Origin of the sequence: Jiella sonneratiae (assembly GCF_017353515.1) — a bacterium.
In the GTDB taxonomy this organism is placed as follows: domain Bacteria; phylum Pseudomonadota; class Alphaproteobacteria; order Rhizobiales; family Rhizobiaceae; genus Jiella; species Jiella sonneratiae.
Genome location: NZ_JAFMPY010000006.1, coordinates 19,766 through 44,169, shown reverse-complemented (window position 1 = coordinate 44,169; position 24,404 = coordinate 19,766). Strand labels below are relative to the sequence as shown.

The 24,404-nt window shown below is 69.0% G+C and carries 27 protein-coding genes; 8 read left to right on the top strand and 19 right to left on the bottom strand.

All coding sequences use genetic code 11. From position 1 onward, the window contains the following. Window positions 1-60 precede the first annotated feature (60 nt). The 3 genes from J1C47_RS07340 to J1C47_RS07330 are packed head-to-tail and all read right to left on the bottom strand — an operon-like array spanning window position 61 to window position 847. The gene (locus J1C47_RS07340) at window positions 61-327 is read right to left on the bottom strand and encodes a type II toxin-antitoxin system HicA family toxin (protein WP_207350098.1); all 267 of its coding nucleotides are present in this window, start codon (window positions 325-327) and stop codon (window positions 61-63) included. Beyond that, entirely contained in the window at window positions 317-622 is a 306-nt protein-coding gene (locus J1C47_RS07335; RefSeq protein WP_207350097.1) for a DUF1902 domain-containing protein, read from the bottom strand. Before J1C47_RS07335 ends, J1C47_RS07340 begins: the two co-directional genes overlap by 11 nt. 3 nt (window positions 623-625) lie before the next feature. After that, a complete protein-coding gene (locus J1C47_RS07330; RefSeq protein ID WP_207350096.1) occupies window positions 626-847 on the bottom strand; it encodes a hypothetical protein in 222 nt (73 codons plus the stop codon). Window positions 848-972: 125 nt separating this feature from the next. Here J1C47_RS07330 and queF point away from each other — a divergent pair, with 125 nt between their 5' ends. The 4 genes from queF (at window position 973) to J1C47_RS07310 (ending at window position 4,381) form a co-directional block, all read left to right on the top strand. Beyond that, on the top strand, window positions 973-1,431 hold the full coding sequence (gene queF / locus J1C47_RS07325; protein ID WP_207350095.1) for a preQ(1) synthase: 459 nt from the start codon (window positions 973-975) through the stop codon (window positions 1,429-1,431). Window positions 1,432-1,548: 117 nt separating this feature from the next. Then, complete coding sequence (gene ribB / locus J1C47_RS07320) at window positions 1,549-2,685, top strand: 3,4-dihydroxy-2-butanone-4-phosphate synthase (RefSeq protein WP_207350094.1); 1,137 nt, start codon at window positions 1,549-1,551, stop codon at window positions 2,683-2,685. An 806-nt stretch (window positions 2,686-3,491) separates the two neighbouring features. Next, entirely contained in the window at window positions 3,492-3,791 is a 300-nt protein-coding gene (locus J1C47_RS07315) for a hypothetical protein (protein WP_207350093.1), read from the top strand. A 173-nt stretch (window positions 3,792-3,964) separates the two neighbouring features. Continuing rightward, window positions 3,965-4,381, top strand: a complete 417-nt coding sequence (locus tag J1C47_RS07310; RefSeq protein WP_207350092.1) for a hypothetical protein — start codon at window positions 3,965-3,967, stop codon at window positions 4,379-4,381. Here J1C47_RS07310 and J1C47_RS07305 read toward each other — a convergent pair. Together J1C47_RS07305 and pcaQ are read right to left on the bottom strand one after the other, a co-directional pair. After that, on the bottom strand, window positions 4,356-5,051 hold the full coding sequence (locus J1C47_RS07305; RefSeq protein ID WP_207350091.1) for a hypothetical protein: 696 nt from the start codon (window positions 5,049-5,051) through the stop codon (window positions 4,356-4,358). The two genes, J1C47_RS07310 and J1C47_RS07305, sit on opposite strands and share 26 nt — an antisense overlap. Before the next feature lie 170 nt (window positions 5,052-5,221). Further along, complete coding sequence (pcaQ, locus tag J1C47_RS07300; RefSeq protein WP_207350090.1) at window positions 5,222-6,145, bottom strand: pca operon transcription factor PcaQ; 924 nt, start codon at window positions 6,143-6,145, stop codon at window positions 5,222-5,224. A 90-nt stretch (window positions 6,146-6,235) separates the two neighbouring features. On the opposite strand from pcaQ, the gene pcaC reads away from it, so the two are divergent. The 4 genes from pcaC to pobA all read left to right on the top strand — a co-directional run bounded on the left by pcaC (window position 6,236) and on the right by pobA (window position 9,386). Then, window positions 6,236-6,643 (top strand): 4-carboxymuconolactone decarboxylase, encoded by a 408-nt coding sequence (gene pcaC / locus J1C47_RS07295; protein ID WP_207350089.1) that lies wholly within the window; start codon window positions 6,236-6,238, stop codon window positions 6,641-6,643. Further along, window positions 6,640-7,362, top strand: a complete 723-nt coding sequence (pcaH, locus tag J1C47_RS07290) for a protocatechuate 3,4-dioxygenase subunit beta (RefSeq protein WP_207350088.1) — start codon at window positions 6,640-6,642, stop codon at window positions 7,360-7,362. The genes pcaC and pcaH overlap by 4 nt, the downstream gene beginning before the upstream one ends. Further along, window positions 7,362-7,988 (top strand): protocatechuate 3,4-dioxygenase subunit alpha, encoded by a 627-nt coding sequence (gene pcaG, locus J1C47_RS07285; protein ID WP_207350087.1) that lies wholly within the window; start codon window positions 7,362-7,364, stop codon window positions 7,986-7,988. Before pcaH ends, pcaG begins: the two co-directional genes overlap by 1 nt. Before the next feature lie 189 nt (window positions 7,989-8,177). Then, entirely contained in the window at window positions 8,178-9,386 is a 1,209-nt protein-coding gene (gene pobA, locus J1C47_RS07280) for a 4-hydroxybenzoate 3-monooxygenase (RefSeq protein WP_207350086.1), read from the top strand. Between the two features lie 149 nt (window positions 9,387-9,535). On the opposite strand, the gene J1C47_RS07275 is transcribed toward pobA, so the two are convergent. The 14 genes from J1C47_RS07275 to J1C47_RS07210 all read right to left on the bottom strand — a co-directional run bounded on the left by J1C47_RS07275 (window position 9,536) and on the right by J1C47_RS07210 (window position 24,341). Then, on the bottom strand, window positions 9,536-10,690 hold the full coding sequence (locus J1C47_RS07275) for a divergent polysaccharide deacetylase family protein (protein ID WP_207350085.1): 1,155 nt from the start codon (window positions 10,688-10,690) through the stop codon (window positions 9,536-9,538). A gap of 168 nt (window positions 10,691-10,858) precedes the next feature. Then, a complete protein-coding gene (locus tag J1C47_RS07270; RefSeq protein WP_207350084.1) occupies window positions 10,859-12,235 on the bottom strand; it encodes a S41 family peptidase in 1,377 nt (458 codons plus the stop codon). Continuing rightward, window positions 12,225-14,051, bottom strand: coding sequence for a murein hydrolase activator EnvC family protein (locus J1C47_RS07265; RefSeq protein WP_342591948.1), 1,827 nt, complete (start codon window positions 14,049-14,051; stop codon window positions 12,225-12,227). The genes J1C47_RS07270 and J1C47_RS07265 overlap by 11 nt, the downstream gene beginning before the upstream one ends. A gap of 385 nt (window positions 14,052-14,436) precedes the next feature. Beyond that, complete coding sequence (gene rlmH / locus J1C47_RS07260) at window positions 14,437-14,919, bottom strand: 23S rRNA (pseudouridine(1915)-N(3))-methyltransferase RlmH (protein ID WP_207350083.1); 483 nt, start codon at window positions 14,917-14,919, stop codon at window positions 14,437-14,439. Window positions 14,920-14,983: 64 nt separating this feature from the next. Then, window positions 14,984-15,436: a ribosome silencing factor gene (gene rsfS, locus J1C47_RS07255; protein ID WP_207350270.1), complete on the bottom strand. Its 453-nt coding sequence runs from the start codon at window positions 15,434-15,436 to the stop codon at window positions 14,984-14,986. A gap of 47 nt (window positions 15,437-15,483) precedes the next feature. After that, entirely contained in the window at window positions 15,484-16,131 is a 648-nt protein-coding gene (locus tag J1C47_RS07250) for a nicotinate-nucleotide adenylyltransferase (RefSeq protein ID WP_342591947.1), read from the bottom strand. Next, window positions 16,131-17,417 carry a glutamate-5-semialdehyde dehydrogenase gene (locus J1C47_RS07245; protein ID WP_207350082.1) on the bottom strand — a complete coding sequence of 429 codons (1,287 nt, stop codon included), beginning with the start codon at window positions 17,415-17,417 and terminating at the stop codon, window positions 16,131-16,133. The genes J1C47_RS07250 and J1C47_RS07245 overlap by 1 nt, the downstream gene beginning before the upstream one ends. Before the next feature lie 17 nt (window positions 17,418-17,434). Beyond that, window positions 17,435-18,628, bottom strand: coding sequence for a glutamate 5-kinase (gene proB / locus J1C47_RS07240; protein WP_207350081.1), 1,194 nt, complete (start codon window positions 18,626-18,628; stop codon window positions 17,435-17,437). Continuing rightward, window positions 18,625-19,683 carry a GTPase ObgE gene (gene obgE / locus J1C47_RS07235; RefSeq protein WP_207350080.1) on the bottom strand — a complete coding sequence of 353 codons (1,059 nt, stop codon included), beginning with the start codon at window positions 19,681-19,683 and terminating at the stop codon, window positions 18,625-18,627. The genes proB and obgE overlap by 4 nt, the downstream gene beginning before the upstream one ends. Window positions 19,684-19,797: 114 nt before the next feature. Beyond that, window positions 19,798-20,421: a DUF3833 family protein gene (locus J1C47_RS07230; protein ID WP_207350079.1), complete on the bottom strand. Its 624-nt coding sequence runs from the start codon at window positions 20,419-20,421 to the stop codon at window positions 19,798-19,800. Then, window positions 20,418-21,005 carry a GNAT family N-acetyltransferase gene (locus J1C47_RS07225; protein WP_245396417.1) on the bottom strand — a complete coding sequence of 196 codons (588 nt, stop codon included), beginning with the start codon at window positions 21,003-21,005 and terminating at the stop codon, window positions 20,418-20,420. Before J1C47_RS07225 ends, J1C47_RS07230 begins: the two co-directional genes overlap by 4 nt. Before the next feature lie 130 nt (window positions 21,006-21,135). Further along, the gene (rpmA, locus tag J1C47_RS07220; RefSeq protein WP_207350078.1) at window positions 21,136-21,405 is read right to left on the bottom strand and encodes a 50S ribosomal protein L27; all 270 of its coding nucleotides are present in this window, start codon (window positions 21,403-21,405) and stop codon (window positions 21,136-21,138) included. A 78-nt stretch (window positions 21,406-21,483) separates the two neighbouring features. Beyond that, window positions 21,484-22,092 (bottom strand): 50S ribosomal protein L21, encoded by a 609-nt coding sequence (locus tag J1C47_RS07215; RefSeq protein WP_207350077.1) that lies wholly within the window; start codon window positions 22,090-22,092, stop codon window positions 21,484-21,486. A gap of 263 nt (window positions 22,093-22,355) precedes the next feature. After that, window positions 22,356-24,341: a hypothetical protein gene (locus J1C47_RS07210; RefSeq protein ID WP_207350076.1), complete on the bottom strand. Its 1,986-nt coding sequence runs from the start codon at window positions 24,339-24,341 to the stop codon at window positions 22,356-22,358. Window positions 24,342-24,404: the final 63 nt, after the last annotated feature.

The window sequence follows — 24,404 nt, the reverse complement described above, 5'->3', positions numbered from 1 at the left end:
GCCCGTCAGACTTGCGGCCGAAGATGCTCAGATCCGCCGCGATCACTTCTCGCATCTCGATCAAGCGGGCGACAACGGCTTTAACCCCACGGGGTCGATCTTCTGTCTGATGCCGGCCTGCCTCAATACGGCATCGACCGTATGCCGGCTCTTCGTCTCGACAGGCACGGAAAAATGCCTGCGGGTGTGCGGGCTGTACCATAATTCATGCGAGCCGGCCTGCCGCGCGAATTCGCAACCGTTCTCGCGCAGGATCGCCGATATCTGCCTGTACAATTCCGACAACACGGTCTCCCTGTCGTGCAGCCTCTCCGGATCACCGGACATGGAAGCGGATTTTCACCTGGTCCGATTGCAGATTCAGCCGTGCCAGGTCCCGGGAAATGAGTCGCACGTCGTCGAGAAGCTGCTGATAGGACGGGGCCTCCACCGCTATCGGGATGGCCTCGTTTGCCGCAGTCCAGACATCCGCCTCTTCGTCGCGAACGAGATCGACGTCGAACGCCACGTCACTGTCGAGATCTTGCCGAGCCTCCGGAGTGGTCAACCAAAAATATGCGTATGCGCCGAGCGACAGGATCACCGCCACGGCCGGCATGATATAGAGAGCAGGATCAGGCATGTATCAGCCCTCATCCTGAAGGAAACCGAGCAGAAGCTGCGCCATGAAGTGAAGGAGAATAGCCAGCAGGATCCATACCCAAACATATGCCCGAGATTGCAGCTTCTCACTCACCTCGAACAGCGGCGCCACGATTCCCGAAATAAAGAAGGCAAGCGAAATCGCGTTGATCGCCGAGGACGCCAGCTTTACCCGCTCGTTTCGACGCCTGATCTCAATTTTCATAACATATTCTCGAAAATGGAGAAAATTTCGATCGAGCTCCAGGCGAATTCCTTCTGGCCACGGCTCGATCCCGCATGTCACCGGTCACGTCCACGACGCCGCCGTCGGACAGAGTAGGAAATCGAATGTCCCCCGACAATCTCACCCAGCTCGGCCAGTCGAGCCGCCCCGCCGCCTCGCCCGAGCAGGCGGTGCTCGAAACCGTGCCCTACCACCGCCCGGACGGGCCGCCGACGATCGTGCGCTTCACGGCGCCGGAGTTCACCTCGCTCTGTCCGGTGACCGGCCAGCCGGACTTCGCGCACATCGTCATCGACTACGCGCCGGACCGGCGGCTCGTCGAATCGAAGTCGCTGAAGCTCTTCCTGACCAGCTTCCGCAACCACGGCGCCTTTCACGAGGACTGCACGGTTGCGATCGCGCGCCGGATCGTCGCGGCGACCGCGCCCCTGTGGCTCAGGATCGGCGGCTACTGGTATCCGCGCGGCGGCATCCCGATCGACGTCTTCTGGCAGACCGGCCCGGCGCCGGAGGGCGTCTTCCTGCCGGATCAGGGCGTGCCGCCCTATCGCGGCCGCGGCTGAGCGAAGCTGCCGCGCCGCGGCGATTGAAGCGCAGGGCGGTTCGGACGTAAAAGCCCGCAGCAACGCCCGCAGGACCCATCGAGCGGCCACCACCGGCCCCGGCATACAGGACGAACCATGAGCGACCAGGATCTCACCCTCGACCCCATCGAAGACGCGATCGCGGCGATCGCCGAGGGCGAGCTCGTGGTGGTCGTCGACGACACCGACCGCGAGAACGAGGGCGACCTCATCATGGCCGCCAGCAAGGCGACGCCGGAGAAGATGGCCTTCATGATCCGCCACACCAGCGGCATCATCTGCGTGCCGATGACCGGCGAGCGGGCCGAGACGCTCAACCTGCCGCCGATGGTCGCCAACAATCTCGATCCGATGCGCACCGCCTTCACCGTCTCGGTCGACTACAAGGTCGGGATGACCACGGGGATCGCCGCCGAGGAGCGGGCGAACACCTGCCGCGCCCTTCTGAACGGCAATTGCGGCCCGACCGACTTCCTGCGGCCCGGCCACATCTTTCCGCTGATCGCCCGCGAGGGCGGCGTCCTGATCCGCTCCGGCCATACCGAGGCCGGCGTCGACCTCGCCCGCCTCGCCGGGCTCGAGCCGGGCGGCGTCCTCGCCGAGGTCGTCAACGACGACGGCACGGTCAAGCGCCTGCCCGAACTCGTCCCCTTCGCCCGCGAGCACGGCCTCAAGATCGTCTCGATCGAGGACCTCATCTCCTACCGGGTGCGCCGCGAATCCTTCGTCACCTGCGTGCGGGAGGAGACCTTCGCCTTCGCCGGGCTCGACGGGCGGATCCGCGTCTACGAGACGCCCTTCGACGAGACCCAGCACGTCGTCTTCGTGCATGGCGACGTGCGCGGCCGCAACCACGTGCCGACCCGCATCCATCGCGAGCAGCCGGTGCTCGACCTCCTCGCGCGCGTCGGAGGCGGCCGCAGCTGGGTCGATGCCGCCGTCGAGAAGATCGGCGCCAGCGGCTGCGGCGTCGTCATGCTGCTGCGCGCGCCGCAGATCGACGACCTCGGGGTCAAGCCGCCCGAGGGCGAGGGCCCGGTCACCGACGGCGAGCGTCATCTCAGTGCCCGGCTGCGCCGGCAGCGCTGGCGCGAGGTCGGCGTCGGGGCGCAGATCCTGCGCGATCTCGGCGTCTCGTCGATCGCCGTCCTCGCGACGCATCAGCGCGCCTTCGTGGGGCTGAGCGGCTTCGGCATCGAGGTCTGCGAGACCGTGCTGATCAACGAGGATTAGGCCACCAGCCAGGTGTCCGACCCTGGCGGATTTTTCGGATCTGACATTTGAGACGACATTCGGTGCGACCGCGATCCAAGCGTCTCATCCGATCCCCTGGCCGGTCCGAGGGCCGGCCGCAAGCCCGCCCCGCCCGCACAGGCCCTCGCACGCCCGGGCGCCGGCGCGCCGATGGCGGCCGCCCTCCGGTCCACGAGCGGCCGACCGCCCCTTCATGTTTCGAGCAGCCACGCCGAGGCCGCGCGGCTCCGGCTGCGCCGCATGCCGGGAGCGCTGCCAGGTCAAAGTCCCGTCTTTCCTGACCGGCGTTGCACGAATTTCCGCAAAGGCAGTCGAAGATCATCTCCACAACGCCGGTCTTGACGGCGGCGACGCCCGTCGATTGCAATCGCCGGCCCGCGGCTTGGCGAGCCATGGCAGGCTTCGGCTGACCCCGCGCGCACCCCAGCCCGAGCGCCGTCGCATCGCCCTGATTTTGCAGTGCAGCGCGCTTCGCCGCGCATCCGCCACGACGGCAGGCCGCGCCGCCGATGACATGAGGCGACGGCAACCCCCACGGGTCCGGCGGCAGTGCCCTCGTCAGCCTTTCCTCCGAGAAAGGGTCTTGCATTGCCGTTACCGCCGAGTATCAATATGAGATCTTCCCTTGCGACGAGCCCCATATCCGCACGATTTTCGTATCAAAATGGAACAACTGGTGGCTCATTGCGCTTTTTCCAATTCGAATGTCGATAATCTATTGATCTTTGATTACGGACCTTTAATGCTTCCCTTGCGCAACATCGAACACGGAGGCGTTTATTCTCATGCGCAAAGTGCTGCTCACGCTGATCGCCGCTGCCGGTGCAGTCTCCTTCGCGGGGACCGCCGACGCGAAGTGGTACAAGAAAGAAGTCGATGAACGGGGTGCCAAGTGCTACCTCGTCGAGTATGTTCCTTCCACCTACAAGTACAACACGCGCGGCAAGCTCGTTCAGCACGAGAGCACGTCGTGGGAAGGCGACATCGTCGACGGCAACCACATCTACCACCGCCGGAATCCGGCCGTGTACGTGACCACCAAGAAGCTCGTCGAGCAGGACCACTACACGCTGGTCCCCTGCTGAGACTCGATCACGCGAAGTCGCGGACGGGGGAGGACCGTCGGTCTTCTCCCGTCTCGCTCTCGACCGGGACCTGAACGGTCCACCCCGGTCCGGGCGGACGCCCGCCGGTCCGGCTGCGGATCGGCCAGGCCCGGATCCTCGGGCACGGACCGGTCCGACTGGGAGGAACCTCGATGCTTGAGACCGTCTTTCTCGCCGGCGCCATCGCGATCCCGTTTTCCGATTCGCCCGCTCCGGATCCCTCGGCCGCCAATACCCCCCTCGCCCGCTACGAGACGGCCTTCGAATTCGCCGAGATCACCGGTGGCTACCGGCTGAACGCCATCGTCATCGATCTCGAGACCGGCGAGCGGGTGTCGAAGCCGATCGGCGATTGCCGCACGATCAATCTCAATTCCTTTTCCGAAAGCACCTTCGGAACGCCGGTGGCCTGCAACGGCGTCAACTACAGCTTCGACGTCCGCAGGGGCCAGATCGTCGTCGACGGCTCGCCGGGCAAACGCCCGCCGAAGGTCGTGCGGCAGCTGAAGCCCGGCCACGCGCTCGTCAACGGCTTGCCGCTTCTCATAGAGAAAGGTCGGGGGAAATAGGCGCCGCCGGCACGCCCTCGTAGGGTATGGTGTAGCGCACCTCGCCGTCGATGCGCGGATGCTCCGGCGCGATGCGGTTTCGAGGCGCCGGCGGGCGATCGGCCGCCGTTCGCTCCGCCGATGGCGCGAGGCGGCCGGCCGGAGCTCGACCCGCGAGGGCCAGCGGCTTCTCGGCCGTATCGCCGTTCGACGCCGCCGCGGAAATTTCGCCGAGCGGCGGCGCGAATGCCTGCGCGAGCGGCGGGATGGATTCGCCGGGCATCGGCATCAGGAAGGCGTTGCGGATGATTGCCCGCTTCAGCGCCTCGCTGGCGCCGGTCGCCGTGCCGGCAGCGGCGGGGGTCGCCGCGGCCCCGGCATCGTCATCCGCCTCGGATTTTGCGTCCGCGGCGCCGGCTTTCGTCCCGCCGGAGGCCTGATCGCTTTCGTCGGCCGGCTCGACATAGCCTTCGTAGGAGAGTGCCCCGAGAACGTATGGCGGAACGTAATAGGCGGCGTTGCTCTCGGTGATCGGCCGCACGATCAGCACCGGCCCGCTCTCGCACGCCTCGGCCGTCGGCTGGCCGACGGCGCTCAGCGTGACATAGCAGGTCTTCGGTCTGACGGCGCAGCCGGCAAGGGCCAGCGCCGCGCCCGCAAGGAGCCCAAGCAAGAGTGAACGCGCCGCCATCGAGGCCCTCCTCGAGACGAATTTCCAATGTCATGGTTAATTGCAGGTTAAATCGCCGCCCGGTTGCGCATGCCGCCTTCGCGCCGGCCAGTTCCGGGCCAGCCGCGGGATCCCGCCCGCCGTTCGGCCCCGGCCGGCCCTGCCCGACAAAGCGCGACGCGGGCGCCGGGTCAGCTCGCGAGTTCGAGGCGGGCGACCGTCCGGCGAATCGCCTCGATGAACATCCGCAGCGCCGGCGACGGGCTGCCGTCGCCGCGCATCGTCAGCCCGACGGGGCCGAGCGTCTCGCGCATCTGGATCGGCAATTCGACGAGCTTGCCCTCGGTGACGTCGAGCGCCACGACCCCCGACGAGATCACCCAGATCGCGTCGGTCCGGCGGACATAGGCCCGGCCGAAGGTCTCGGCGACGGTCTCGATGCGGTGTCCGGTCCGCCGGATGCCCTGGGCGATGAAGAACTGCTCGGCCAGCGTCCGGATCGCGGCGTCGCGGTTGGGAAAGACGATCGGATATTGCGAGATCGCCGTGACGTCGCCGTTGCCCACCAGCGGATGGCCGGGCCGCACCACCAGCGAGATGCGCTCGGAATAGAGCTGCGAGAAACTGTGGCCCTCCATCGCCTCGGGATTGCCGAGACGGCCGATCACCAGATCGAGGCTGCCATTGGCGAGTTCGGACAGAAGATAACCATTCGGTCCAGTTACGATTGCGAGCCCGACCTCCGGCGCCACCCGGCCCATTTCGACCGCAGCGTCCGGCACGATGCGCGCGGCGACCGACGGAAGCGCCCCGACCGCCAGCCGCAGCCCGCCCGCCGCCAGCGTGTCGGAAACCCCGTCGATCCCCTGCCGCAGCGCCGCCAGGCTCGAACTCGCATAGGAATGAAACATTTGGCCGACGGGCGTCAGCGCCACGCCGATGCGGTTGCGGTCCATCAGCCTTGCACCGAGAACGGCTTCGAGCTCGGCAAGGGTCTTGGAAACGGCTGGCTGGGAGACGTGCATCAGCTCCGCGGCCCTCCCCACGCTGCCGGTGCGTGCAACTTCAACAAATGTTCTCAGATGGCGAATTTTGATGCGTCGATCAATTTCCATAACTATACAGTCATCATAATCCCCAAGCGAATTCATTTTACATGAATTTTTCTCACTTTCATATTGCCGGCTCAAGGAGATCGGATGACCATGTCGGAGCAAGGACCGAACCGCTACCAGCTTGGCATGACAACGCGCCGACGGGTCCTCGGCGACGCCCATGTCGATCGGGCGCAGGCGGCGATGTCGCCGGTCGACCGGGATTTCCAGGCCTTCATCACCGAAGGCGCCTGGGGCTCGGTGTGGTCGCGGCCGCATTTTTCCGATCGCGAGCGCTCGATCGTCACCATCGCGCTGCTCGCCGCCCTCGGCCAGCACGAGGAACTCGCAATGCATATCCGCGCGACGCGGAACACCGGGGCAAGCCGCGAGGACGTGGTCGAGGCGCTGATGCACGTCGCCGTCTATGCTGGCGTCCCGGCGGCCAACCATGCGATCAGGATCGCCAAGCAGATCTACGCCGAGGCCGGGGACAGCGGCGAGGGAGGCACGACATGAGCGGAGGTTCCTTCTACCAGCGGGACCGGCAGTGGCATCCGCCGGCCTATGCGCCGATCTACAAGACCAGCGTCACGCGCTCGCCCCAGAAGGCGCTCGTCGCCCTCGACAACACGCTGTCGGAGATGACCGGGCCGGTCTTCGGCCACGACGTGCTCGGCCCGCTCGACGACGACATGATCCGCAACTTCGCCAAGGACGGCGAGCCGATCGGCCAGCGGATCATCGTCCACGGCCGGGTGCTGGACGAGGACGCCCGGCCGGTGCCGGGGGCGCTGATCGAGGTCTGGCAGGCCAATGCCGGCGGGCGCTACCGCCACCGCAAGGAGACCTATCTCGCGCCGCTCGATCCGAATTTCGGCGGCTGCGGGCGGACGATCTCCGGGCCCGACGGCAGCTACCGCTTCCGCACCATCAAGCCCGGCCCCTATCCCTGGCCGAACGGGCCCAACGACTGGCGCCCCGCCCACATCCACTTCTCGATCTTCGGCCACGGCTTCGCCCAGCGGCTGATCACCCAGATGTATTTCGAGGGCGATCCGCTGATCTGGCGCTGCCCCATCGTCGCGACGATCCCCGACAAGGCTGCTGTCGAGCGGCTGATCGCCCCGCTCGACATGGCCAACACCGTTCCGATGGACGCCAGGGCATACAAGTTCGACATCGTGCTGCGCGGCCGCCGCTCGACGCTGTTCGAGAACCGGATGGAGGGCAACTGATGGTGCAGTCTCTCGACCGCCTGAAGGAGAGCGCCTCCCAGACCGCCGGGCCCTACGTCCACATCGGCTGCACGCCCAACTATTGCGGCATCGAAGGCGTCTATCCGCAGGATCTCGGCAGGACGATGCTGACGCCGCAGACGAAGGGCCAGCGCATCCGCATCGTCGGGCGCGTCTTCGACGGCGTCGGCACGCCGCTGAAGGACGCGATGGTCGAGCTCTGGCAGGCCGACGCGGCAGGCCTCTACAACTCGCCGCAGGAGACCCGCGGCAAGGCCGACCCGTCCTTCACCGGCTTCGGCCGATCGGCCGGCGACATGGCGACGGGCGAATTCGTCTTCGACACCGTCAAGCCGGGCACCGTGCCGTTCAAGGACGGACGCCCCCAGGCGCCGCACGTCACGCTCTGGATCGTCGCCCGCGGCATCAACATCGGCCTCCACACCCGGATCTATTTCGGCGACGAGGCGGCGGCGAACGAGGCGGACCCGATCCTTTCCAGGATCGAGCACCGGTCGCGCGTCGAAACCCTCGTCGCGCCGCGCACGACCGAAGAGGGCGTTCCGACCTATCGCCACGACATCTTCCTCCAGGGCGAGCGCGAGACGATCTTCTTCGACATCTGATACGGTTTCCGGCAGATCACTTCGTGATGCCGGAAACAAAGACGCTCATTCGCCGCGCGGGTTTGATTCGAGCCCCGCTCTGATCGAGCGGATCTCGTATGACCGGCGCGGGAGGGGCCGCAGCGGCGAAAGATGCGCGGCGCCCCGGCATGGCGGCCGCTGCGCGGTTCACGTTCACGGGGAGGCGAGATGAGCAACGAAGCGGGCGGGGGCGCGGCTCCGAAACGGACGCAGGTGGTGGTGGTCGGCGGCGGGCCCGCCGGGCTCCTGCTGGCGCTGCTGCTCCATCGGGCCGGCATCGACTGCGTCGTGCTCGAGCGGCGCAGCCGCGACTACGTCCTGTCGCGCATCCGGGCCGGCGTGCTCGAACAGGGAACGACCGATCTCCTGCGCACCGCCGGCGTCGGCGGCAGGATGGACCGCGAGGGCCTCGTCCACGAAGGCATCGACATCGCCTGGCGCGGCGAGACGCTGCACATCGACCTGCGCGAACTCTCCGGCGGCAAGACCGTCACGGTCTACGGCCAGACCGAGGTGACGCACGACCTCTACGACGCGCTCGACACGGCGGGCGTCCCGGTCGTCCACGAGGCCGCAGACGTCCTGCCGCAGGAGGTGGCGGGAACCGCGCCCTTCGTCACCTTCAGGACGGAGGCGGAGGGCGAGAAACGGATCGACTGCGACTTCGTCGCCGGCTGCGACGGCTTCCACGGCGTCTGCCGGACGGTGATTCCGGCTTCAACGATTAAGACCTTCGAGCGGGTCTATCCCTTCGGCTGGCTGGGCGTCCTCGTCAGACAGCCGCCGATCCAGGAGGAACTGGTCTACGCCCATTCCAACCGCGGCTTCGCGCTCTGCTCGCTGCGCAACCCGCAGCTCTCGCGCTACTACGTCCAGTGCAGCCTCGACGAGAGCGTCGAGGACTGGCCGGAGACGCGCTTCTTCGACGAGCTGGCCGCCCGGCTGCCGCAGCGGATCGCCGCCAACCTCAAGCGCGGCCCGGCGATCGAGAAATCGATCGCCCCGCTCCGCTCCTTCGTCGCCGAGCCGATGCGCCACGGCCGGCTTTTTCTCGCGGGCGACGCGGCGCACATCGTGCCGCCGACCGGGGCGAAGGGGCTGAACCTCGCCGTCTCGGACGTCTTCTATTTGTCGCGCGCCCTCGTCGCCCACTATCTGGACCACGACGACGGCCATCTCGACCGCTATTCCGCCGACGCCCTCGCCCGGGTCTGGAAGGCCGAGCGCTTCTCCTGGTGGTTCACCTCGATGATCCACCGCTTCGAGGACGACGGCGGTTTCGGCCAGCGCATCCAGGAAGCCGAGTTCGACTTCCTTGCAAGTTCCAGGGCGGCGCAGACGGCGCTTGCCGAGAACTATGTCGGCCTGCCCTTCTGACGCTGCCGCAGGGCGGGCTTGGCGGCCTCGCGGCCGGTCCCCTCGCCTCATACGGTTTCCGGCAGATCACTTCGTGATGCCGGAAACAAAGACGCTCATTCGCCGCGCGGGCTTGATTCGAGCCCCGCTCTGACCGAGCGGATCTCGCCTCAGTTCGCCTCGGGATCGTAGGCGAGCGCCGAGACCGGGACGATCTCGATGCCGCGGCGCTCGGCCTCGGGGATCCAGGCCGCGATCGTCGCGATCGACTGGTCGAAGGCCGAGGCGACGCCGATCGCCGAGCCTTGCGCCCGCGCGACCTTTTCCAGCATGTCGAGCTGGCTCGCGATCGCCGCCGGGTCCTGGGTCTCGTCGAGAAGCACGTTGACCCCCGCGGCGGGAACGCCGTCGGCGAGTGCGATGTCCTTGCCGAGCGAGCGGGACGAGGAACCGTCGTCGAGATACATCAGGCCGCGGCGGCCGAGCTCGGACATGAAGGGATCCATGGCCGAACGGTCGCTGGTGAAGCGCGCGCCCATGTAGTTCATCACGCCGACATAGTTGGTCATCCGGCCGAGCGAGCCATAGAGCGCCGAAAAGTCGCCGTTCGCCGCCGCCTTCACCGTCAACGTGTCGGCGCCGGGATCGACGGAGGGATAGCCGACGGGTTCGAGCGGCGCCTGCAGGAGCAGTTCGTGGCCGCCGCGCCGCGCCGCCTGCATCCAGCGGTCGAGGCTGTTGCCGGCCGGCGAGAAGCCGAGGGTGACGGGGCCCGGCAACCTCTCCACCGCCTCCATGCTGCCGGTCTGGCTGATGCCGATGCCGCCGACGACGATGGCGATGCGCGTCGCCGGCTTGCCGCTCCAGGCGCCGCGATAGACGTCGAAGGGCCGGCGTCCGTCTGCGGCCCGCACGGGAAGCTGGCCGAAGGACGTCGTCTCGAGAAGATCGGGCTCCGGCAGGTAGGCCGTCGCCAGCGACTGGCGGTGGTCGGTCGGCTCCTCGACCCGGAAGGTGACCTGCCCGGTCGTTGGGCTGGGGCCGATGATGGTCGGGCCGGAACGCCGCGGCAGCGGCTTGGCGACGACGGCGACCTTCTGCTCGGAAGCGGGCGCTGCCGCGACCGGCACGGCGGCGGGTTTCGCGAGAACGTCGACGAGTCGCCGCGGCGGATGCGAATGCAGCGCGGTCGCGGCAGAGCCGGCGAGGATCGCCGCCGCGCTCGCGGCGAGAAAGAGGGTCGAGGCCCGGGGAAGGCGCGGCCAGCTGCGCCGCACCCGCCTGTCGAGCCCGAGGGGCCGATAGAGTTCGCCTTCGATGAGCATGGCCGAAGACTTACGGCCCGAAGCTTTCCCGGGCCTCGCCGTGCCGCATGGTCAGCCTGATGGCTCCCCCCGGGACGACGAAGGGCCCGGCTGCTCGTGGCAGCCGGGCCCTCGTGTCGGTGTCTCGCCTTGATGACCGGGCGGGGTGTCGGTTCGCCCCGCTCCGGATCAGTTCTTGGCGTTGGTCGCCGGGGCCGTCTCGCTTCCGGTCTGGTTGTTCGCCTCGCGCTTCGGCGGGAACATGGCGTTGGTCTTGACGCCGTTCAGAAGGTCGATCGCGTACTGGAGCTGGATGTCGTCCTTCTTTTCCGGCGGAACGTAGTCGAGCGAGCCGGAGCCTTCGGAGGTCTCTTCCTTGCCCTGGATGTGGCCGCGCAGGGAGGACTCGCCGCGGGTGATCTCGTCCTCGGCGTCGAGGCCCATCTGCTCGCGGATCTCCTTCGGCAGCGGCTGCTCCACGGTGATGTCCGGGTTGATGCCGCGTCCCTGGATCGAGCTGCCCGACGGCGTGTAGTAGAGCGCCGTGGTGAGCCGCAGCGCGCCGTTCTGGCCGAGCGGGATGATCGTCTGGACCGATCCCTTGCCGAAGGAGCGCGTGCCGACGATGGTGGCGCGGCGCTGATCCTGCAGGGCGCCGGCGACGATCTCCGAGGCCGAGGCCGACCCGCCGTTGACGAGGACGACCAGCGGCTTGCTGTCGATGTCGTCGCCGGAACGGGCGTTGTAGCGGCGCGTCTCCTCCGGATTGCGGCCGCGGGTCGAGACGATCTCGCCGCCGTTGAGGAAGGCGTCGCTGACAGAGACCGCCTCGTCGAGCAGACCGCCCGGATTGCGGCGCAGGTCGAGGACGTAGCCCTTCAGCTTGTCCTCGCCGACCTTCTCCTTGATGTCGGCGATGGCGTCTTCGAGCCCGACGGTCGTCTGCTCGTTGAACTTCAGGAGCTTGATGTAGCCGACGTCGCCCTCGACCGTATGGCGGACCGACGGCACCTTGATCTCGGCGCGTGTCAGGGTCAGCCGGATCGGCTTGGTGGCGCCGTCGCGCACGATGGTCAGCGTCACCTTGGTGCCGATGTCGCCCTTCATCTTGTCGACCGCCTCGCCGAGGCTGAGGCCGCGCACCTGCTCGCCGTTGATCTCGGCGATCAGGTCGCCGGCAAGGACGCCGGCCTTGTCGGCCGGGGTGCCCTCGAAGGGCGAGACGACCTTGACGAGGTCGTCCTGCATCGTCACCTCGATGCCGAGACCGCCGAACTGGCCGCGGGTCTCGGTCCGCATCTCGGCGGCTTCCTTGGCGTTCATGTAGCTCGAATGCGGATCGAGCGAGGTGAGCATGCCGTTGATCGCCGTCTCGATCAGCTTCTGATCGTCCGGCTGCTCGACATACTGCGCGCGAACCCGCTCGAAGACGTCGCCGAAGATCGCAAGCTGGCGATAGGTATCGGACCCGGCGGCGTTGGCGACGCCCGGGCTCTGGCTGACCACGGTCATCGCCGTGGCACCCATCAGCACACCGGCGAAGAGTATCGATAGCTTACGAATCATTCCTCGTCCTTCCAGAGGGTTCTACCGTCCACCACGGGGTCGGATCGACCGGCTTCCCGTCCTTGCGAAACTCGACGTAGAGAGCGGGCTCGGCCGCGCCGAATTCCGCCACCTGAACACTTGCCAGCCGCCGCGCACCCATCAGCGCGACCGGCTCCCCTGCCGAGACGAACTGACCACTCGCCACATCGATGCGGTCCATGCCGGCCAAGACGACATGATAGCCGTCGCCCGCATCGAGGATCAAGAGTTCGCCGTAGGAACGGAAGGGACCGGCATAGAGCACGCGGCCGTCGGCGGGCGCGATCACGACGTCGCCTGCACGCGAGGCGAAGGAGACGCCCGTCGACGGCCTGCCGATGTCGTCCTTTTCGCCGAATCCGATGATCTGTCTCCCGAGCACGGGTTTGGACAAACGAGCCTTGAGTGTCGAAAATGCGGCGGCCGGCTCCAGTAACGCCGTGTTGTTTCTGAGGGCGGCGACGTCGTAGCCGCTCTGCTGGGACGACGGGGCATCCTCGAGCGCGGCGATCTCGACGCCGTCCTTCGTTTCGGCAGGCTTCGCCCCGCCACCGCCGGCGGGCGAATCTGCTCCATCCGCAGCCACGTCCGATCCGGCGGAAGCATTGGCCGAAGTGGAATCCGCAGAGGGCGCCGGGGGCTTTTCTCCCGCCGCGCCGCCGTCTGCCGGGGCGGCCGGGTCCTTCGCCTCGGCGACCTCCGTCGGTGCCTCCGCCGTGCCGGACGCACCCTCCGGCGCGACGAGCCGGGCGGATTTCTTCGCCGCCTCGTCGCTGCGCTTCAGCGCGAGCTTCTCCCCCGCGGCGGCGGCATCGCGGTTCGCCATCTCCTCCTGCCGCTTCGCCTCGGCCGCCTTGCGGGCCGCGGCCTGCCGGTCGGCAGCGGCGCGGGCGCGCTCGGCATCCGCCTCGGCCTGCAGCGAGGCGATCAAATCCTTGAGGTCGCCGGCCTTGCGGGCGAGTTCGGCGGCGCGCCGGCTCTCGGCCTCGCGCTTCTCGCGGCTGTCGGCTTCGAGGCGCTGCTTTTCGGCGAACAGCCGCGACAGCCGCGCCTCCTCTTCGCGGTGCTGTCCGATCTGCGACGCGAAGCGATCCTTCTCCTTGACGATCGACGCCTTGACGGTAGCGAGATTTTCGAGATCGGCGGCGAGGGCCTCGGTCTCCTTGCGCATGGTCGGTACGACGGCGCCGAGCAGGATGGCGCTGCGCACCGCGCCGAGCGCGTCGCGGGGACGCACCAGCAGCGCCGGCGGCGGCTTCGAACCCATGCGCTCCAGCGCCGCGAGCACCTCGGCGAGGACGCCGCGGCGCGAGGCGAGCGACGCCCGGATGGCATCCTGCCGGCCGCCGAGATCGGCGAGCCGCTGTTCGGTCGCGTCCAGCGACGCGCTGATCCGGCGCTGGTCGTCGGTCGCCTTCTTCAGCGCCGCGGTCAGCTTGTCGCGATCGGCGGCGATCGTGACGATCTCCTCGTCGAGCGAGCGGATCGTCGCTTCGGAGAGCTTGATCTTGGAGGCGAGTTCGGCCAGTTCGGCCGCCGTCTTCAGACGCCGCGCCTCGATGGCCGAGACGGAGCCCGTGCCGGATGCGTCAGCGCCAGCTTGCGCCGCAGGCGCCGGCGACAGCGCCGCGACCGTCGTCGGATCGGTCTCGGCGGTCGGGCCGGAAGACGGCGCGGCGGCCGCCCCGAGAAGCGCAAGCAGCATCGCGCCGAGCGGCAGCGCAGCCCGGCGCGCGGCCGGCCGGCCACCCGCAAGGCCTTTCTCGCCTGCGCCACTCTCGTTTGCTGCCCGCACGCCGTTCCGCCCTGTCTTCGACCCGCCGAGCATAGGACGGGGCCGTTAACAACCCATCAACCATGGCCTGTCGACCATGGCCGGTCCGAACCGCCGCCCGAAGGCGCCCGGTTCCTCCCGGCGCGGGCGGCTCGAACCGGCTCCTCGCGCCGGCGCGGTACCCCGCGTGGTGGAACCGGATTCCTAGCACAGATTCGGCGATCCGGCGTGTGGTCCCGGCACGACACCGGCAAAATCCCTGGGGGCCGTGGGCTCCCCTCCCGGCATTTCCGCCGTCTCCCCGCACTTTGTCCCGACCGGGGGACCGAAGCGGGCGACACACCGGCAAGAGGACGCGACGAAGGCGTGACGTGGCGATAGGGCGGATGGCGGCGCAGGACGCCCGTCAGCTGCGGTGATAGGGATGGCCCGCGAGGATCGTCGCGACGCGGTACAATTGCTCGGCGAGCATCAGCCGGGCGATCTGGTGGGGAAAGGTCATGCGGCCGAAGCAGAGGCACCGGTCGGCCGCCTTGACGAAATCCGGGTCGTGGCCGTCAGGACCGCCGAGGAACAGCCGCGTCTCGCGGCGCCCTGCGTCGCGCATGCCGCCGATCAGCGCCGCCAGTTCTTCGGAAGAGAGATTCTCGCCGCGCTCGTCGAAGACCAGCCGCACGCAGTCCTCGTCCATGCCCTCGCCGAGCCGCGCAGCCTCCTCGCGCCGCCGCTCGCCAACGGTCGCAAGGCGCGATTCGGTGGTCTCGCGCACGCCGCGGAAATCGAGGCCGACCTTCGGGCCGACCTTCGCCAGCCGGTCGAGATAGCGCTCGACCAGATCGCGGTCCGGGCCCCGCTTGACCTTGCCGACGGCGGCAATCGTCAACCGCATCGGCCGCGCCCCCCGGACGGGCCGATCGCCAGGTGCTTCGTCATCGCCCGGTCAGCGGACCCGATCAGTGGATCGTCTGATCCGCCGCGTCGCCCACGGTCCACATCTTCTCGATGTTGTAGAAGCTGCGGATTTCGGGGCGGAAGATGTGGACGATGACGTCGCCGGAATCGATCAGCACCCAGTCGCCGTTCTGCAGCCCTTCGACCTTGGCGTTGCCGAGGCCGTGTTCTTTCAGATGTCGCAGGAGATGATCGGCGATCGCGGTAACATGGCGATTGGAGCGTCCGGAGACGACCACCATGTAGTCGGCCAGCGCCGACTTTCCGCCGAGATCGATGGAGACGATGTCCTCGCCCTTGGAGTCTTCAAGGCTCTGCATCACGAGGTCGATGGCAGTCCCGCCGGCCGAAACGTCGGTCGCGGGCGCTTCAGAAGGAGCCGTCTCGAAGACGTCCTTCGCTTGAGCCGCTTGTCTCAGTGTTGTTTTCCCTTTCCTGGGCCAACTTGCCGGCATCACGACGACCCCGACAATGGTAATGTAGGCAGTGTTCCATGTCCGTTTCAAGACGGCATGACGGCCTCGCCACGCAGGCGTGTCGAGGACGTCGCGTCGCGCGGCCCGAACAGGAACGTCCAGGCCGGCGCCTGACGGTACGGCAGAATGCTTGCGCGTTCCTGTGGAATTCTCGCAAAATCGTAGCGACGCGCGAAGGGCGAGGCGAGCGCGGCGAAGGTCGCGCCCGGCCGGTCGACGACGGCGATCGGCACCATCTCGGCGATGCGCTGCCATTCCTGCCAGCGGTGGAACGTCGCCATGCTGTCGGCGCCCATCACCCAGACGATGCGCAGCTCCGGCCGCCGCGCCCTGACCAGCGCCACCATGTCGGCGGTGAAGCGGACCTTGTAGCGGGCCTCGAAGGCGGTGACGTCCATCCGCGCCGGCGAGGCCATCGCGCGGGCCATTGCGACCCTTTCGCCGAGCGGCCGCAAAATGCCGTGATCCTTCAGCGGATTGCCGGGCGTGACGATCCACCAGATGCGCGACAGGCCGAGCCGCTTCAGCGCCGTCTCGGCGACCAGCCGGTGCCCCGGATGCGGCGGATTGAACGATCCGCCGAACAGGCCGACGGTCATCTGGCGGTTGCCGGGGGGCATCGCCATCGCCGCGTGCGCCGCCCCGGCCGCGAAGAGGCGTTCCGGCGGCTGCATCAAGGCCGGGTCTGGCCGCTGCCGCGGACGCGGTAGTTGAAGCTCGTCAGCTGCTCGACGCCCACCGGACCGCGCGCATGCATCTTGCCGGTGGCGATGCCGATCTCCGCGCCCATGCCGAATTCGCCGCCGTCGGCGAACTGGGTCGAGGCGTTGTGGAGCAGGATCGCCGAATCGATGCCGTTCATGAAGGCTTCCACCGCCGCCGCGTCCTCGGCGACGATCGCCTCGGTATGGTGCGAGGAATGGCGCTCGATGTGATCGATCGCGCCGGCGACGCCGTCGACCAGCGCGACGGAGATGATCGCGTCGAGATATTCGGTCGCAAAGTCCGTCTCGTCGGCGGCGGCAGCGGCCGGATAGAGCGCCCGCACCTCCTGCGTCGCGCGGATCTCGCAGCCCTTCGCCGCCAGCGCGTCGAGGATCGGCGCCAGATGGCTTGCCGCGACAGCCCGGTCGATGAGCAGCGTCTCGGCCGCACCGCAGATGCCGGTGCGCCGCATCTTGGAATTCACCACCACCTCGACCGCCATCCGAAGCTCCGCCGAGCGGTCGACATAGACGTGGCAGAGGCCCTCGAGATGGGCGAAGACCGGCACGCGCGCCTCGTCCTGCACCCTTGCGACCAGCGACTTGCCGCCGCGCGGGACGATGACGTCGAGATTGCCGGAAAGGCCCTTCAGCATCTCGCCGACGGCGGCGCGGTCGGTGGTCGGCACGATCTGGATCGCATCCTCGGGAAGCCCCGCCGCCCGCAGGCCCGTGGCGAGCGCGGCGTGGATCGCCCGCGCGGAATGGGCCGAATCCGAGCCGCCGCGCAGGATCACCGCGTTGCCGGCCTTGAGGCACAGGGCGCCCGCATCGGCCGTGACGTTCGGCCGGCTCTCGTAGATGACGCCGACGACGCCGAGCGGCGTGCGGACCCTCGATATCCTGAGGCCGTTCGGCCGCTGCCATTCGGCGATCGTCCCGCCCACCGGATCGGGCAGGCCGGCGACGGTCCTCAGCCCCTCCGCCATGGCGATCACCCGCGCCGGGTTGAGCGTCAGCCGGTCGACGAAGGCCGCCGGCATCCCGGCCTCCTGGGCCTTCGACACGTCCTGGGCATTGGCGTCGAGGATCGCCGGGATCGCGGCGTCGAGCGCGTCGGCCATGGCGTGGAGCGCGGCGTCCTTCCTTTCGCGTGGGGCGAGCGCCAGTTTGCGGGCGCTGGCGCGGGCGCGCCGGCCGATCGCATCCATCGTCGCTGCCACCGACTGGCTGTCGATCTCGGTCTTGTCGAGCATCCGGAGTTCTCCCTGTCTCAGCCGGCGGCGCCGCCGGCGGCCGCTTCGCGTTCCTCGGCGATCATCACGGCGACTTCCGCGGCCACCGCCTCGACGGCGTGGCTGAGCACCAGATCGTCGCGATGCACCATCGCCGCCCGCGCCTCGTAGCCGAGCGCCGCGCTGACCGCCGAGGAGCGCAGACCCGCGATCTTGCGTGCGTCCTCGGCGTCGTAGGCGGCGATGCCGCGGGCGACCTCGGAGCCGTCGGCCCTGGTGATCAGCACCGGATCGCCGCGCGAGAACACCCCGTGGACGGAGGCGACCCCCGCCGCGAGGAGGCTCTTGCCGGAGGTCAGCGCGGCGACGGCGCCCTCGTCGACGACCAGCGCCCCGGCCATCTGCAGATGCCCGGCGATCCAGCGCTTGCGGGCGCTGCGCGGCGTGCCGGAGGCGAGGAACATCGTCGCCCGCTCGCCGCGCTCGATCGCCGACAGCGGATAGAGGCGCTGGCCGGCGGTGATGATCATCGCCGTGCCAGAACCGGTCGCGATCTTGCCGGCGTCGATCTTGGTCTTCATGCCGCCGCGCGACAGTTCCGAGCCGGCCGCTCCCGCCATCGCCTCGATCTCCGGCGTGATGCTGTCGACGAGCGGGATGTGCTCGGCCGCCGGGTCTTCCGCGGGCGGCGCGGTGTAGAGGCCGTCGACGTCGGAGAGCAGGATCAAAAGGTCGGCGTCGACCATGGTGGCGACCCGCGCCGCGAGGCGGTCGTTGTCGCCGTAGCGGATCTCGCTGGTCGCGACCGTGTCGTTCTCGTTGATCACCGGCACCGCGCCCATGTCGAGCAGCGTCGCCAGCGTCGCGCGGGCGTTGAGGTAGCGCCGCCGCTCCTCGGTGTCGCCGATGGTCAGGAGGACTTGCCCGGTCTCGAGCCCGTGCCGGCCGAGGATCTCGGAATAGGTCCGCGACAGGGCGATCTGGCCGACGGCCGCCGCGGCCTGGTTCTCCTCCAGCCGGAGCGGCCCGCGCGGCATCTTCAAAAGCTTGCGGCCCATGGCGATGGCGCCCGAGGAGACGACGAGGATCTGCCTTCCGCCGCCGGTCAGCCGGGCGATGTCCTCGCCGAGGGATTCCAGCCATGTCCGCTTCATGCCGCGCTCGCGGTCGACGAGCAGCGACGAGCCGATCTTGACGACGATCCGGCGGTGGCCTTGGAGAAGATTGCTCATTGCGTCTGTCCGTCGGAAGCGTCTGAGAGGTCGGGCCGGTTGACGACCGGCGAAGCGTCCGGCGGGTTCAGGCCGTCGATCTCCGCCCGCATGCGCCTCAGCGCGTCGGTCATGCCCTCGCCGCTCACCGCGGAGATCGCCAGCGGCACGACGCCGGCGGCCTTCGCCAGCGCCTCGAGCTTTTCCGCCCGCGCCTCCTCGGCAAGCGTATCGACCTGCGACAGCGCGACGATCTCGGGCTTTTCGGCAATGCCGTGGCCATAGGCCTGAAGCTCGCCGCGCACCGTGCGGTAGGCCTTCGCGACGTCCTCCTCGACCGCCGAGACGAGGTGGAGCAGGATCGAGGTGCGCTCGACATGGCCGAGGAAGCGATCGCCGATGCCGACTCCCTCGTGCGCGCCCTCGATCAGGCCGGGGATGTCGGCGATGACGAACTCGCCCTCGTCCACCTTGGCGACGCCGAGGCCGGGATGCAGCGTGGTGAAAGGATAGTCGGCGATCTTCGGCCGGGCCCGCGTCACCGCGGCGAGGAAGGTCGACTTGCCGGCATTCGGCAGGCCGACCAGCCCGGCATCGGCGATCAGCTTCAGCCGCAGCCAGATCGTCATCTCCTCGCCGGCAAGGCCCGGATTGGCGTGGCGCGGGGCCTGGTTGACCGAGGACTTGAAATAGGCGTTGCCGAAGCCGCCATTGCCGCCCGCGGCGATCTTCTGCCGCTCGCCGACCGCGGTCAGGTCGCAGATCAGGGTCTCGTTGTCCTCGGCGAAGACCTGGGTCCCGGCCGGCACCTTCAGCGTCACGTCGGCGCCCTTGGCGCCGTTGCGGTTGCGGCCCATGCCGTGCATGCCGGTCTTGGCCTTGAAATGCTGCTGATAGCGATAGTCGATGAGCGTGTTGAGGCCGGCCACCGCCTCGATCCAGACGTCGCCGCCGCGGCCGCCGTCGCCGCCGTCCGGCCCGCCGAACTCGATGAACTTCTCGCGCCGGAACGAGACGGAGCCCGCGCCGCCATCGCCGGAGCGCACATAGACCTTCGCCTGATCGAGGAACTTCATCGTCCTACCGTCCGTCTGTCCTGCCGGCGCGGCGGCGTCGCCGTCCTCCGCGCTGGATGGTCTCGTCTCACCTGCGGTCGCCCCTGTCGGCGCGGCGCCGCTCGAATGTTCCGTTCACCGGCCGGCGCGCCGGAAGATCACGTCGGCATGGGCGATCGGCAGGCCGAACTTGGCGATCGTCACCCGGTTCTCCACCCTGTCCGGCCCGAGCCGCCGCATGACGTGACGAAAGCCGAGCAGGATGCGGCCGCCGCCCGGCGCGTAACCGTCATAGGCAAGGACGGCGCCGCCTGCAAAGCCGTGGCCCTCGACCCGCACCGGCGGCGCCATGGTGCCGTCGCCGAGTTCGGTGCGCACGGTGCCCTCGTAGCGGCCCCGGGCGGTGCGCGTCAGGTCCCAGTGCTGCAGCCGCCGCCCGTCCTCGAAGCGAAAGCGCTCGTCGAGGCTGAGGTGCCGGCCGGCCACCGTGCCGGTGAAGGTCGCGGTGAAGGTCTCGGCGCGTCCGATCAGCGGCGTCGTCGTACCGTGCGAACGCGCCCGCCCGTCGAAGAACCTCAGCAGCGACAGCTCCGCCGCCTCAGCGTGGCGAGCAGCGGCGGGCCCGGCGGCGCTCGCCGTGGCTGCCATCGGGAGCAATCCGGCCGCCGCCATCGCGAGCAACAGCGCCGCGGTCGGCCGGAAGCGCCGGGCGGCCGCGGCGGGCCGCCCGATCGCGCGGTCTTTCTTGCTGCGGTTCACGGCGTTCCTCCCCAAGCCTTGAGCGAGCGCCAGCAGCTGCGGTCGAGGCTGAAATGTTCGGCGGCGACGCGGCCGGAAGCCAGCGTGTCGATCATGCCGCTGCCGGAAAAGCGGAAACCGCATTTCCAGACGACCCGCCGCGAGGCTTCGTTGATGACCCGGCAGCTGACCGTGATCTCGTCGAGGCCGAGCGCCGTGAAGCCGTAGTCGATCGCCGCGTGGGCGGCTTCGGTGGCATAACCCTGGTTCCAATGGCGACGGCCGATCCAGTAGCCGAGATCGCCGGCATTGCCGCCGCGGCGGCCGGGATGCAGGCCGCAGACGCCGACGAGCTCGCCGCTCGCCTTCAGGCAGACGGCAAAGACCGTCTCGTCGCCGTAGTCGCAGATGAAGCTCTCGGCATCCGCGACCCCGTAGGGCCAGGGCACCCGGGCGAGCATGCGGACGACCTCGAAGTCGTCGAGCAGCGCCGCCAGCGTCTCCGCGTCGTCGAGCCGCAGCGGCCGCAGCCGCAGCCGGGGTGTGACGATGGCGCGAGGCGGCCCCGCACGCGGCCTCGACCCTTCGCTCATCTCCTCGGTCATCGCATCGTCCTTCCTCTCAAGCGAAAAGGGGAGACGGCGATCCATCTCCCCTTTCGCTCGATCCGTCAGGCGGTGCCTTCTGGCTGGGTGAGCGCCGGGTCGGTGGAACGCCGGCGCTCAGAAGCTCCGGTCATTCGGCGGCTTCTGCTTTCGGCATAATCGCGACGTAGGTTCGTCCGTTGGCCTTCTTCTGGAAGGCGACGACGCCTTCCGACTTGGCGAAGAGGGTATGGTCCCTGCCCATGCCCACGTTGAGGCCGGGATGCCATTGCGTGCCGCGCTGGCGTACCAGGATGTTGCCGGCGATGACGGCTTCGCCGCCGAACTTCTTCACGCCGAGGCGCTTGGATTCCGAGTCGCGACCGTTGCGCGAGGAACCGCCTGCTTTCTTATGTGCCATGGTTCGATCTCCTTGCCTTTTCAGGCCCGGGCCCTCGCGGGTTCCCGGTCAATTCGGTTCAACGGCGCGCTGCGCCACTCATTCGCCGGCGAGCGCCTTCGCCTGTTCGCGCCAGTCGCGGATCTGCGCCGCGCTGAACGGCATCGCCGCGTCGATCCGCGCAATGTCCTCGTCGCCGAGCGCAGCGATCTGCGCGAAGGTGGTGATCCCCTGCGCGTTGAGCTGCTTTTCGGCGGCCGGGCCGACGCCCTTGATCTCGGTCAGCTTGTCCTTCTCGCCGGCCGGCGCATCGAACATCGGCGCCTGCGGCGCGTCGACGGCGGCCGGCTCGCTCGCGGCAGCAGCTTCCGGCTTCGCGGCCTTCGCCTTGCCGGACGCCTTCTTGCCGTCGGTCAGGATCTCGGTGACGCGGATCATCGTCAGGTCCTGACGGTGGCCGCGGCTGCGCTTCGAATTCTGCCGCCGGCGCTTCTTGAAGGAGATGACCTTCTTGCCGCGGGTCTGCTCGACGATCTCGGCAGCGACGCTGGCGCCCGCCACGAAGGGCGCGCCGATCGAGGAGCCGACCATCAGCACCTCGTTGAACGTCACGAGATCGCCCGCCTCGCCGGCGATGCGCTCGATGGTGAACCTGTCTTCGGCGGCAACGCGATACTGCTTGCCTCCGGTCTTGATGACTGCGAACATTTTGTCTCCGTTCGTCAGACCGGCTCTCGTGCCGCGGTGTGGCGCGGGCCGTCTTCTTGTTCAGTCGGTTGATGGGCAGGGCGGTCGGGGCGCGGACGGACCGGCCCCGAGAATGGTCACGCTATAGTGACGGATGCGCGGCCGGTCAAGGCGCCGCGGCTTTCGAACGTGTCCCGGCGACAATGAAGCGTCGAGGGGGGGGGGGAGCCTCGACCTGGAAGCCCCGAGCTGGAAGCCCGGAGCGTGTAGCCCGGAGCGGCCTGTCAGTTCGCCGCCTGCCGCGCCACCGCCGCGAGGGCCGGCCGCCCTCCGCCGGTGAAGGCGGCCGGCGCGGCCGCCGGGGTCACCGTCTCGCCGGAGTTCTTGCCCTTCAGCTGCGGCGGCTGCGGCGACGGCGTCGTCGCGCCGCCCTCGCCCGGCAGCGTGCCGCCTTCCGGCAGCGTCCCCTCGCCGGGTGCGGCGGAGCCGCCGTCCTGCGTCGCCGTCGGTGCGGCGGAGGATCCCGCCCCGCCTCCGGGCACGGGTCGCGGCAACGTGCCGGAGCCGCCCGGACCGGCCGCGGCACCGCCGTCCTTCGTCGTTCCGCCACCGTCCCCGTCGCCGCCGGTGGCCGCGGGTTCGGCGGGCTTGTCGCCGCCGAGGATCAGCGCCCAGAGATCGTCCGTCGCCTTGCGCGCCCGGTCGAGCGGCAGGACGAGCTTGCCGCTGCCGGCCGCCCGTGTCAGCTCGTCGCGCAGCTTGGCGGCGACGCGGTCGCCGCCCGCCGCCGCGATCGACGCCCAGCCATAGGCGCGCATGATGTTGCGCGGCATCTCGGCGCCTTCGTAATAGGCGTAGGCGAACTGGCGGATCGACGCCCAGTCGCGGGTGCGGAACGCCTCGATCTCGGCGGCGCGCTGGCGCTGGCCGACCGGCGTCTGGCGCCAGGCCGCCACCGCGTCGTCCTCCGCCCCGACGATCTCCGCCGGGCTGAGGCGGGCGCCGATCGCCGTCAGGCTCTCGGCGGCGAACGGCAGTCCCTCGGCGAGGGCAAGGTCGAGGGCGACGTAGCTCGGGGCCAGCTTCTCCTGGGCGATCGTCACATAGGGATCGACGGCGATCGCCCGTGCGAGCAGCGCCACGGCGGCGCGATTGCCGTCCATCGCCGCGGGCATGATGAGCTCCAGCGCCCGGCCGGCGTTCTGCGGCGTGCCGCGGCCTTCGAGCAGCGTCTCGGCGAGCGCCAGCACGCTCGCCAGCGGCGCGTCCGGCGCGAGCGTCAGCGCGGCGGGGGCGAGCAGCGGCTGGCGCAGCGTCTCGCCGGTCGCGACTTGCGGGTTCAGCGCCTCGACGTCCGCCGCATCCACCGTGCCGTCGGTGAGCCGGGCGAGATCGAAAGGCTGTTGCGGCCGGAACGAGACCAGCAGCCGGTCCGGATTCTTGAGGAAGGCCTGCACGGCGGCCGAGAACGCCTGCGCCCTTTCCTGAAGCGCCGGGGTCGCTCCGCCCGGCAGCTTGTCGAACATCCCGGCGACGCCGGCCCCGGCGATCACCGTCGCGGCACTGCGGGCACCCTCGGGGCTGAGACCCTGGCTCTTGCCGAGAACGTCGTAGAGCGCCGGCACCAGGCCCATGTCGGTGAAGGCTGCATCGGCCGTGGCGAGTTGCCCGCGCAGCTCGGGGGCGTTTCTCCCCGGCGCCGCACCCGCCCCCTCGATATCGCTGAGGGGAGCGAGGAAATGAAAGCCGCGCAGATCGGCATTGAGCTCCAGCGCGCCGATGCCGTCGAGCCGCGCCGTCGCCTGCACGAGATAGTCCGCCCGCGGCGCGTCGAGATCGAAGTCGACGGTCACGGTTCCGGTCACGACCTCTTTGCCGAGACGGGTAAGCACCGCCGCCGTCGTCGGATCGAGGGACAGCCGGCGCGTGTCGACGGAGACGTCGTCGAGGATCATCTGGTCGGTCGACAGGCGCAGCTGGCCGACCCTGAAATGCACCGCGTCGCGGTCGACCTCGAGCCCCGTCACCACCAGCGAACGGGTGATCGGATCGTAGCGCCGCCCGGAATAGGTGATCTGCGCCAGGGTGCGCAGCGACGTCACCGCGAAATCGAACAGATAGGGCGTATAGGGAAGGACCAGGCCGGCGAGCCCCTGCGGGTCGGCCGCGAGCGGGACCGGCGTCGGCGCCGTCTGCGATAGGGCCGGCACTGTCGCCGTCGTCGCCGAGACGACGAGGGCCGGCAACAGCGCGGCGAAGCTGCGCGTCATGTTCTTCCTCCCGGCGCGGCCGGCTCCCGTGAAGCCGAGGCCGCCCCGCATTACGCCACACCC

Bases quoted from the DNA above. Each gene is read 5' to 3' on its own strand.
- J1C47_RS07315 (WP_207350093.1), top strand. From the start codon at position 3,492: ATGCGCAAAGTGCTGCTCACGCTGATCGCCGCTGCCGGTGCAGTCTCC.
- proB (WP_207350081.1), bottom strand. From the start codon at position 18,628: ATGAGCAATCTTCTCCAAGGCCACCGCCGGATCGTCGTCAAGATCGGC.
- J1C47_RS07310 (WP_207350092.1), top strand. From the start codon at position 3,965: ATGCTTGAGACCGTCTTTCTCGCCGGCGCCATCGCGATCCCGTTTTCC.
- J1C47_RS07275 (WP_207350085.1), bottom strand. From the start codon at position 10,690: ATGCTCATCGAAGGCGAACTCTATCGGCCCCTCGGGCTCGACAGGCGG.
- rsfS (WP_207350270.1), bottom strand. From the start codon at position 15,436: ATGCCGGCAAGTTGGCCCAGGAAAGGGAAAACAACACTGAGACAAGCG.
- ribB (WP_207350094.1), top strand. From the start codon at position 1,549: ATGAGCGACCAGGATCTCACCCTCGACCCCATCGAAGACGCGATCGCG.
- J1C47_RS07340 (WP_207350098.1), bottom strand. From the start codon at position 327: ATGTCCGGTGATCCGGAGAGGCTGCACGACAGGGAGACCGTGTTGTCG.
- pcaC (WP_207350089.1), top strand. From the start codon at position 6,236: ATGTCGGAGCAAGGACCGAACCGCTACCAGCTTGGCATGACAACGCGC.
- J1C47_RS07270 (WP_207350084.1), bottom strand. From the start codon at position 12,235: ATGATTCGTAAGCTATCGATACTCTTCGCCGGTGTGCTGATGGGTGCC.
- queF (WP_207350095.1), top strand. From the start codon at position 973: ATGTCCCCCGACAATCTCACCCAGCTCGGCCAGTCGAGCCGCCCCGCC.
- pcaQ (WP_207350090.1), bottom strand. From the start codon at position 6,145: ATGGAAATTGATCGACGCATCAAAATTCGCCATCTGAGAACATTTGTT.
- J1C47_RS07305 (WP_207350091.1), bottom strand. From the start codon at position 5,051: ATGGCGGCGCGTTCACTCTTGCTTGGGCTCCTTGCGGGCGCGGCGCTG.
- J1C47_RS07210 (WP_207350076.1), bottom strand. From the start codon at position 24,341: ATGACGCGCAGCTTCGCCGCGCTGTTGCCGGCCCTCGTCGTCTCGGCG.
- pcaG (WP_207350087.1), top strand. From the start codon at position 7,362: ATGGTGCAGTCTCTCGACCGCCTGAAGGAGAGCGCCTCCCAGACCGCC.
- J1C47_RS07250 (WP_342591947.1), bottom strand. From the start codon at position 16,131: ATGCAGCCGCCGGAACGCCTCTTCGCGGCCGGGGCGGCGCACGCGGCG.
- pcaH (WP_207350088.1), top strand. From the start codon at position 6,640: ATGAGCGGAGGTTCCTTCTACCAGCGGGACCGGCAGTGGCATCCGCCG.
- J1C47_RS07225 (WP_245396417.1), bottom strand. From the start codon at position 21,005: ATGACCGAGGAGATGAGCGAAGGGTCGAGGCCGCGTGCGGGGCCGCCT.
- J1C47_RS07245 (WP_207350082.1), bottom strand. From the start codon at position 17,417: ATGCTCGACAAGACCGAGATCGACAGCCAGTCGGTGGCAGCGACGATG.
- obgE (WP_207350080.1), bottom strand. From the start codon at position 19,683: ATGAAGTTCCTCGATCAGGCGAAGGTCTATGTGCGCTCCGGCGATGGC.
- J1C47_RS07215 (WP_207350077.1), bottom strand. From the start codon at position 22,092: ATGTTCGCAGTCATCAAGACCGGAGGCAAGCAGTATCGCGTTGCCGCC.
- rlmH (WP_207350083.1), bottom strand. From the start codon at position 14,919: ATGCGGTTGACGATTGCCGCCGTCGGCAAGGTCAAGCGGGGCCCGGAC.
- pobA (WP_207350086.1), top strand. From the start codon at position 8,178: ATGAGCAACGAAGCGGGCGGGGGCGCGGCTCCGAAACGGACGCAGGTG.
- J1C47_RS07330 (WP_207350096.1), bottom strand. From the start codon at position 847: ATGAAAATTGAGATCAGGCGTCGAAACGAGCGGGTAAAGCTGGCGTCC.
- J1C47_RS07335 (WP_207350097.1), bottom strand. From the start codon at position 622: ATGCCTGATCCTGCTCTCTATATCATGCCGGCCGTGGCGGTGATCCTG.
- rpmA (WP_207350078.1), bottom strand. From the start codon at position 21,405: ATGGCACATAAGAAAGCAGGCGGTTCCTCGCGCAACGGTCGCGACTCG.